At 45.1% G+C, this 9,424-nt stretch carries 5 protein-coding genes and 1 rRNA gene; 4 read left to right on the plus strand and 2 right to left on the minus strand.

All coding sequences use genetic code 11. From position 1 onward, the window contains the following. Positions 1 to 190: 190 nt before the first annotated feature. Together P8O70_02440 and P8O70_02445 are read right to left on the minus strand one after the other, a co-directional pair. Positions 191 to 457 (minus strand): hypothetical protein, encoded by a 267-nt coding sequence (locus P8O70_02440; GenBank protein ID MDG2195743.1) that lies wholly within the window; start codon positions 455 to 457, stop codon positions 191 to 193. A 2-nt stretch (positions 458 to 459) separates the two neighbouring features. Further along, on the minus strand, positions 460 to 3,216 hold the full coding sequence (locus P8O70_02445) for a biotin carboxylase N-terminal domain-containing protein (protein MDG2195744.1): 2,757 nt from the start codon (positions 3,214 to 3,216) through the stop codon (positions 460 to 462). Positions 3,217 to 3,396: 180 nt separating this feature from the next. On the opposite strand from P8O70_02445, the gene efp reads away from it, so the two are divergent. The 4 genes from efp to P8O70_02465 form a co-directional block, all read left to right on the plus strand. Next, positions 3,397 to 3,966 (plus strand): elongation factor P, encoded by a 570-nt coding sequence (gene efp / locus P8O70_02450; GenBank protein MDG2195745.1) that lies wholly within the window; start codon positions 3,397 to 3,399, stop codon positions 3,964 to 3,966. Positions 3,967 to 3,982: 16 nt separating this feature from the next. Next, entirely contained in the window at positions 3,983 to 7,813 is a 3,831-nt protein-coding gene (locus P8O70_02455) for a hypothetical protein (protein MDG2195746.1), read from the plus strand. A 78-nt stretch (positions 7,814 to 7,891) separates the two neighbouring features. Further along, on the plus strand, positions 7,892 to 9,109 hold the full coding sequence (locus P8O70_02460) for an EF-P lysine aminoacylase GenX (GenBank protein ID MDG2195747.1): 1,218 nt from the start codon (positions 7,892 to 7,894) through the stop codon (positions 9,107 to 9,109). Positions 9,110 to 9,290: 181 nt separating this feature from the next. Continuing rightward, positions 9,291 to 9,424: ribosomal RNA gene (locus P8O70_02465) — 16S ribosomal RNA — on the plus strand; the annotation flags it as partial.

A 9,424-nucleotide genomic window follows, 5' to 3' on the forward strand; every position in this document is an offset into this window, starting at 1 on the left:
GCTTTGCTGCAGCAACCTGCGTTGCTTCTTCAATAGATATCAGACCTTCGATGAGTGGGTCAAGCCGGACTGGAAAGATAAAAAAACATTGAATTTGACCTTGCTAAGGTAGTGCAGAGGCCCAATTCAATTGTTCTGTTCCCCTTTTCTGAAGGCTTCCCAATGCCATTGAGGGCAAACCTGAATCAACCTACCATTGCAGGTGCCAATCAGAAAATATAGGATCAGTCAATTCGAGTTGATGAGAACCGATTTGCCTTAATTCGTCGCCAAGTTTTGCAAGCAACATTGAAACCATCCAGTTGTCAAATTGGCTTGCGATGTGTTGGGCCTCTCTTTGTTGCTGAATCCCATTTGCGATGGCTTCAGCAATCCGGTTTGTGTTCCAAAGCACAATCAGCAACAAAGGAAGTGAAAGTGCCACTTCCAGCAAGGTAAAGCCTGCTTGCTTTCTCATCTTCAAAGAGCGAGAAGTTTGAGTGTGACCTGCTGACGATATTTTGCCAACACGGTTGCGTCTTCTTCTACAATTGGGTGATCAGGCTCAATTAGGAAGAGCAGTTGTCCCCTTGAAACCAGAGTACCTCCGGAAGAATCTACAAATACCTGCCTTACCGTTCCCGGAAATTCTGCCCTAATTGGATTAAACATCTTCATTACCTCTAACAGTCCAAGCACATCATTTTGCTCTACATGTTGCCCAGCCTCCACGTAGGGTGGACTGCTGGGTGTCTCACGAGCATAGAAGGTCCCTCCTGTCCAACTACGTACTTCATCGCTATGAGAAGATGGTGGAGGTGCCAGTGCCTGGGAGTATTGCTTGATCTTTTCAGTATTCTGAAACTCCTTTGGAATGACTGGAACCAGTTCTTCATTACAGCCCCAATCAAAATAGCTGCTGCTGATACCCAATGAGATGGGGATACTCAGCAAGGGAACCAAGCCGACTTGAAAACCAGCATGCGCTGCTTGTACTTCTGACCAGAGCCCGTCGTCAAATCCAACAGGAGCCGTGTTTTCGAGGATTTTCTGCAAAGTGTCCCATTCGGGATAACCCAAGCGATTTCCTAAATCTGCATAAAATCGGAGTCCTTCTTCGAGTACCAGATGATCTTCCTCCCAGATAATTTCACTGGGAGGAAGACCACTTCTTTTCTCCCAATGCAGGTAACGATAAAGTTCGTGCAGCACATGAATCGGGTTCTGACACCACTGAATCTGCTGATCCTGAATTTCCCATCGAGGATTTTGACGTTTGGCAAGCCATCCGGCGAGAAGATGTGGCATGCTCAGCAAACGCCGCAATGGTCTTAGCAGCAGCGTTTGTTTTCTCTCAAAAGCTCTCAGAGCCTCGGGACCTAACTCCTTGATTGATCTGCTCAAATGCTGCCAAGCGAACTCCAAGTCGGTATCTTTCGCACCTAAGCTCAACTTTCCACAGAGTGCAAGGTAGGACTCCACGAAACGCGTGTTTGGCTTTACCATCGAATCCACACCCAACATCCAATACAGAATCCCATAATGAAATGACAGGTTGAGTTGTAAATCTGTTCCCCGCACTTCCATTTCTCTGAGAACACGAGCCATTTGCTCCAGATTTTCTAAACGCGTCCTGCCCCATGTGACAGACAGAGCCACATTAGAATCGTAGGCACCAGCAAGATGATAAGGTTGAAATAAACCGGTATCAGGATTCCGTAATCCAATCCCCTGGTCGTCTCGTAGTTCCCCTTCAATTGGTGTCGACCAAGAGCGTAAAATCCCTCCAGCATGAGGCTGTAATCCTTGGTTGGTAGCATTGATTCGAACCTCCATTCCGGACAGATTTCGGAGTTGACGTTGTGGTTTGGGAAGCACCTGTCCGTAGCAGGCAACCAGGAACATTGCGGCAATCAGTGAATCTACAAGAAAGTTGTCGCCAGGTTTATCTGGGTTAGTAAATTCCAGCCTGTAAGCCATCTCTGTGACTCGATGTTCGACCTGAATTCGGGTGTTTACCTCCATGAAGTAGTGTTGGTCTCCCTCAACAATGCACTCAAAGGTGGATACGTTATCCAGCCCTAGAGCCGTTCCGAAGTCCTGAGCTTGCTTACACATCTCACGTAGTACGACTAGGTCTTGTTGAAGCAGCTCTGCTTGATGGTTTTTGATAACTTCAAGATATTCTGCAATGGTTTGCTCAAGCAACTCTTCGGTAAGTGAAAGTTCAACTAATTTTTGTTCATGCATCTGTAGAGAACAGTCACGACCGCCTAACTCTATGCACCAATGGCCATTACCAATTAACTGGACTTCGTTGTGGCGAGTATCTTCAATGTTCATCTCGATCAGGAAGGTCTTGTTGTCACCTGGACCAGTTACTCGGGCTTCAATCAAGACAGCCCTTACGGCTTCTTCAATCTCTGCTTCACTTTGAATAACCCGTTGACCCTTTCCACCACCACCACCAATATGCTTAAAGCGTAGTCGCCTGCCTGGGTTTTTTGCCCAGATTTCATTACAACAGATGAGAGTTTCTGTCTGCAGTTCTTCTATGCTGAACAGATCAATCCGGCGCTTGTAGGAAGCCTGAAGTACTCGCTCAGCTTGATCCAATATTTCTGAGGTGAGGTGCCAATCTTTTGGTACAGGAAGTTGATGTCGATCAATCAGGTTTTTAAGAAATTGAGAAGGGTCTTTGCCACCAGTTTTTTTCAAAAGAGTACGTGCAGTGATTCGATCTTCACCCGGAGTTACCGATACGTTTAGCTTACGGGCCAATTGTTTGGCTTCATCTTTAGAGCCTGCCTGCTGAATCACCCTTGCACTGGGGCCAACAAAGCAAATATTCGCTTCTTCGATTTGCTTTACGAAGTCACCGTCCTCAGCCATGAAACCATAGCCTGCAAAGAGGTGGGTGTAGTTGTGCTGTTTGCAGAGACGAAGAATTTTATCAATGCATTGTTGTCGTTCCTCTCGTGACGAGCCAACATAATCATGGATATGGTGGACTTGCTCATGACGATTGGCGAGGAAACGCAGTTCAGGAGCAAGAGTTTGGGGATACGTGATACTGTCTTTTTCAGAGAGAAGAATGCCGTATCGTGCCCCCAGTTCCTCCAAGACTTGCATGACTTCAAGGCGAATGGGGCCGCGGCAGACAATGAGGCATTTTACGCCCTTAAAACAAAATTGCTGTTGCCACGGGCTTGCAGGATTGAACGAAAGTGCTTTCATGAGAATTCAGAAACCAGAAGGAAATGAACAAAAAAGTTTTCAAAAATGATTCAATTTGGAAAAATTTGGGGCAGAATAGAGGGCTTTGTGGTAGGAAACAAGGTAATTGCCTTTAGATTCCTCGCCCCAACATCAAGACATTGGAATCAAAATTCAATGTGATCTCAAGCAAAGGAGACCGTGTACGAAACTGCTGATATCCGAAAAGGATTGAGAATAGAATTGGATAGCGAACCCTACGCCATCATCGAATTTCAGTTTGTGAAGCCGGGTAAAGGAAATGCATTTACGAGGACTCGAATTCGCAATCTAATCAATGGTTCGGTATTAGATCGAACCTTTAAGACAGGTGAGAAATTAAAGCCAGCCGATACCCAAGATCGGACCATGCAGTTCCTCTATCGAGATGAGGGTGATGGGGGCTTCCATTTTATGGACAACAGTAGTTACGAGCAAGTCGCTCTGGATGTTGATCTCGTCGGGGATGCCACAAACTACTTGATTGACAACATGGAAGTGAACGTAGCTTTCTTTCGTGAACGACCGATCGGCATCACCCTTCCTAATTTTGTAGTTCTAGAAGTTGTTGAAGCTCCTCCCGGAGAAAAAGGCAATACAGTCACTGGTGCATCCAAGCCTGTTGTCGTTTCCACTGGTTACACCGTTAATGCACCCATGTTTGTTTCTGAGGGAGAGTTGTTGAAAATTGATACTCGAACAGGCGAATACGTAGAGCGCGTTAAAGCTTAAGGCCAATATGAAAAGCATGCTGAAGTTCAGGGATATTATCCTGGGCAAAAAAAATGATTCCCCGGATTCTTCGCAGAAAAAAGGTGACGCCAAGCAGGGTGAGGATTCACTTTCTCCGGTTGCCGCAGAACAAGTCAAAATTCTGATGGAGCTCTATCAGGAAGTTCCTTGTAATCCAAAGTCAGGGGATCTTGAAAAACGTATTAAGAATATTGTCAAAAGTCTTCAGGGCAGCAGTTTGCTGGAAAGTATTCGTGAGACTTTCTCCGATGAGCAAGTAGAAGAGTGGAAGGAGCAATCGCAGAAAGAATTTGATGAAATGGGTAAGCTCAATCGAGCTCGAATGGAGAGCCTCATTGAGGTGGCTGATGAAGGCATGCGCCAAGTCGTTTACGAAAGTATTTTTATTTTTGATGTCAATCCGTCAGATCAACCTAATCTCGATATTACTTACAAGAAGGGTGTTGATCCAGAGACTGGAAAACCAATGATTCACCGTGATCGCTATCATGTATTTTGTGAGAACGCGATGCATGGTATTGATGGAATCGATCGTTGGTTACCAGAGCAGTCCAAGCGTGAGGGGGAAGGCAATTGGATGGCTCATCTGCAGGAGCAGTTTGGTGAACTGGTCAATGATTTTGGGAAAAGCGAGAAGCCAATTGTGCAAACACTCAGCACGATTGGGAGTCTTGGGGGTATCGGCCACAAGCCTGACTCTGACGTTGATGCACAGGTGATTTTTGGAACAGAGCCCCGATATGAGCACAATTGGACTGATGCTGATTTCTTTATTGCCTTGGCCTTCAAGATCATAAGTTCTGCTTATGATCGTTTTCTTCTTCAATTTCCAGAGGAAAAGCAAGAACAGCTTAAGCAAAAAGTGAAAGATCAGATGATCGAGGAGAATGGTGAAGCTCTCAGCCCAGAACAGCAGAAAATCATCGACATAATCTTTCCAAGTACCTGCACACTATTGATGCGCAAAACCTGTCAGGCTTTGATTAGTAAAATGGAGCCGGGCAAGCAAATGCAGTTCTTCTGGTCTCAAATTCCACTAATCTTACGCAAGTTGCCAGAAGGTGACTTGTTCCGGAACGCATTGATTCTTTTTTTCCCTTTTCTCAAAAACATCCCAGCTAGGAAACTTCAGGGCAGCTGCTTTCCAAATTCTGTCACTTCAATGGATGCTAACGCTGCCCTTGGGCGGTTGATCATTTTCTATCGTGATCGTGTATTGGGCCAACGAGTAGTGATGAAATTATTGGAAGAGCCGGCCAAGGCAGCTGGGGTTGAGCCAGCCAAATTCCCCCCTGCCCAACAACGGCAGGTGCTAATGGAGCATTTGAAGAAGAACCCCTCGCGCGGAAAGGTTGTTCAACAATTCTTGGAGCATGTCTCTGAGAATTATCGTTGGGAAGTCGCCCAAGAGGCGGATGAGTGGCACACCGATGTCGGCCAGCAAGTAAGCTTGGACCAACAGATGCTGGAAGTGATTCAATCGATTCCTCTCAAAGATCAGGCTCGTAAGGGATTTTTGAAAAGAATAGTAGACTTAGTAAACGCTAGAGTGGAGCAGGAAGCAATACGTAACGAAGCTGCATATGAGCCGGGTACCTCTCGTAAGATCTATTATGCCGAAGAATACGAGTTGGCAAAATATCCTGCTCAGGAAGCCCATTACTTTGTGAATATCCTTCGTAAACAGCGGGCTGGCCAACATACGCCGTTCTTGGTATCGCCGGAAGGCAGCATGGCATACTCCAACATGCTCAATGATCTATTGCTCAATCCTGCAACGCTGTTGTGTGGCTTGTCTCCGATGCCTTTTTCACTGCCTGAAGAAGTCAAAATTCTTTCGAATATTGGTGTTTTCCCTGACTGGGAAGTGACCCAACATCGAGAGCATGAAGGAGATGAAGAACCAGATCCAAGAGCTGCAGCTGAAAATCAGGAAACATTCAAACTTAGAAATCTGCCAAACTGGGGAAACTATGCGCCATCCAGAGAAGTTTTTCTGACCTATGTGATTCCGATTTTTCTTAGAGAAAGTGAGAAGATCAGCCATCGGAATCTCCCAAAGGCACTCTTAAACACTTGGTGGATTGAAATGCTCACCTGTGATGAGGATACTCCTGAGCTGACCAGCCTGACTAAACTCTTAATCTTTCCGAACGACAGAGCCTTCATCAAGAAAGAGATGACAGGCCCTTACGTCGATATCATCAAGAGTATGGAAGAGGAATTCCCACAGCTTGTCCGAGATCCTTGGTGGATCAAGTTTACGGAGATGCTGATGCGCTTCCAAGATCCTGAAGTACAAAAAGAAATGCTTTTCTGCTTCGCCCAGCACATTCGTGCTTCGGATGTTATTGATTTGGACACAACATCTGGGGAACCTATCTATCTTGATAAGAATTCTTCCTGGCGCTTCAAGGCAGTGCATCGCTTTTACATGAAGTTCTATGCTGAAGAGGGACCTCGGATTGATTTAATGAAATTCTCCCAAGGCAGGGATGATGTGGCTCAAGAGAAGGAAACTGTTCTGAAAAAGCTTTTCCTCAACAGTATGAAAAACACGGAGCGCAGACTGATTCAGATTGGCAATCAAAATACCATCAACCGAATGAGCCAATACATCTCCCAGGTTACGAAGAACAATGAAGAGAAGGAGCGTGTCGAGAAGATACTGACCAAGCCTCTGGATAAATTGATGGACCGGATGTTGATCGTTGACATGTCCGTGGTGGATAAAGCACAAACTGATGCTGAACTGAATGTCATTGAAAAGCGTCAGATTGCTCAAATTCAGGATGATCGCCGGAAAGTTGGAGAACTATCAACTTCCATCACCAAGCACTATGGTGACAAGTTGCAGGCTGAACTCAACAAAGAGATCGTTGAGAAAATTATCTTCCAATCCAGGATTCCACTTGCGGGAGATCCCTTGGAAAATGTCATTTTCAAATATCACTTCGAAAAGAATTTTAATCGTCGCCCATTTCAGGTCCCACTTCCTATTTCCAAATCGCTCTGCATCCCTAGAAACGTAATTCTTTTGGAGTTTGAGCCAAAAAAAGAGAAATGGAAATTCAAGGCAATGATCTCCAAAAAAGCTGGTGGTAGTGGTGGTAATCAGCTTGAGATGTTTCAGTCAAATCTGGTCGAAGGCGTAACTCGCTGTGTTTTCAGTAAGTACATCGGGTTTGATGCTCGAGCGATGACCTCCTTCCAGAAAAACGCAGTTTCTTCCAGAAGCGTTGTGGCTTCCAATCCTGTCACAGCAGATGATCTGCAGAATCTTGCGGGTGACATCAAGAGTTTTTGCAAACCAATTCGGGTCAGTTCGACTGAACTCCTAGAGAATATCTATTATCTCTACGATGTGATGATTGTCTGCAACGTGGATCGTCCGCTAGGATGTGCAGCCATCGTCAGAACGAATTTCGATGAACAGTTTGTTTTCACATTTGATTTGAACAAAACGCCAACCATCGAAAAGGATCCTGGGCTTGCCAGCACAAAGAACCAACCAATGCACACGTTCTATCAAAGATTCAATAGCTTGCCAGCACGAAAGCTCTATTGGGAGGCATTCAACAAACTGAATCTTCCAATGTCAGAAGAGCAGCCACCAAAACTGAAAATCTGGGTAAATCCAGGAAGCTTCAACTTGAACGTCACTCCCAAGTACCAACGAGTCTACCTGAATGGTACTGCGGAGAATCTTTGGAAGCCAGAGCATGTCTGGAAAGAGCCTGCTGATGATGCGAAATTTGCTTTGATTAAGGACTTTGATGAAATTGGGAAACAGGCAATTACTGAATATCAGCAAAATCATGAGTAATGTGTTATCAGGCTTTGTCGTGCTTGGTATCTACTTCGTGATTGAGCGAATTTTAGAATTTGCCGGTGTTAAGTCAACATGCTCCAAGAGTTTCCTCCCACCTTCATTGCTCGCTGTCTAGGATTTGATGAATCTGAGGAAGAGTTCCACTTCCTATGGCAGGAGCAACAATTCTCTCTAAAAGTCGATCAGAATTTAAAGATCACCGGAGGTGCCCTGGTTCGATTTCAATCCAGTCAGGGTAAATTCATACTGGAAAAAGTTGTCTACACGCCTCCAGAAGGTCTGAAAGCTAATGGTGATACACTCCGCTGGCGCAAACTCAATCAATTCCCCTCACGCTTTCATTGTCTGAAAGCAAGGCACCATATCCTGCGCAGTATTCGAGATTGGTTTGATCAGCAGGGTTTCCTTGAAGTTCAAACTCCAGCAAGAGTCAGAGCCCCAAATCCTGAAGCGCATTTTGATCTAATTCAATGTGATCAGGGATACCTGGTAACCTCACCAGAATTTCAAATGAAACGTATGTTGGTTGGTGGATTTGAAAAGATTTACCAAATCAGTGCCTGCTACAGAGGAAAGGAAGCAGGTCATTGGCACAACCCTGAGTTTACGATGCTTGAATGGTATCGTGTTGGCGATAATTGGCAGCGATTGTGTCAAGACCTTCAAGAGATGACTAAGTACCTTCCAAGAGCATGGATTGCTTCAAAGCAACATAAAATGTTGGAAGGTAAGTGGAAACTCACAACGGTCAATGATCTTCTTCAGGAATTTTGGCAGTTTGAAATACAGCCCATTGACCAAGCAGGGGATCTTCTCGAAAAGCTCAACAAAAACGGTCATGAGAATTGGATCAATCAGCAAAGAATCAATGGAGAGTCCTTTCTAGTAATTTTTGGTAGACTTTGGGGCGAACTAGAGCAAAAACTTGGGTGGGAAAGACCTTGCTTGGTATCTGATTGGCCACCACAACTGGCTAGCCTCGCCCAAATTAATCCAAATGGCTTTGCCGAAAGAGTGGAATGCTATGTCCGAGGGATGGAAATCGCCAATGGATTCGGGGAACTAACAGACCCAAATGAGCAGCGAAAACGTTTTGAAAAAGAATTGATCCATCGAAGCCAAGTCGGAAAATTAGATGTTGGGTTAGATCACCAATTTCTTGATGCTTTGGTGGAAGGAATGCCTCCAAGTTGTGGGATGGCATTGGGTATTGAGCGCCTTTTAATTTGGCTGTTAGATGTTCCATCCATTGAGAATGTAATGGCTTTTAGGGAATATGAGATTTTCTGATTTTTCTTGTTGACTTAGTCAGAGCACTTTTATATTCTCATAAGCTTTCGCGAGTTATCGTGAGTTCTTTGAGAGTCGATGTGAGGCGAGGCGAACTTCAGGGTGTTTTAAGACTCGGGGTTTGCTTTTAATAGAAGGAGCCCTGAAGTCTGTTAATAGACTTTGAGTAGAAAAAAGTATCAAACACAAGAGTTTGATCCTGGCTCAGAACGAACGCTGGCGGCATGCTTCATACATGCAAGTCGAACGTGAAAGGCCTTCGGGTCGAGTAAAGTGGCGCACGGGTGAGTAACGCGTAGATAATCTGCCCCGCTG

The sequence above is a fragment of the SAR324 cluster bacterium genome (assembly GCA_029245725.1).
Lineage (GTDB): Bacteria > SAR324 > SAR324 > SAR324 > NAC60-12 > JCVI-SCAAA005.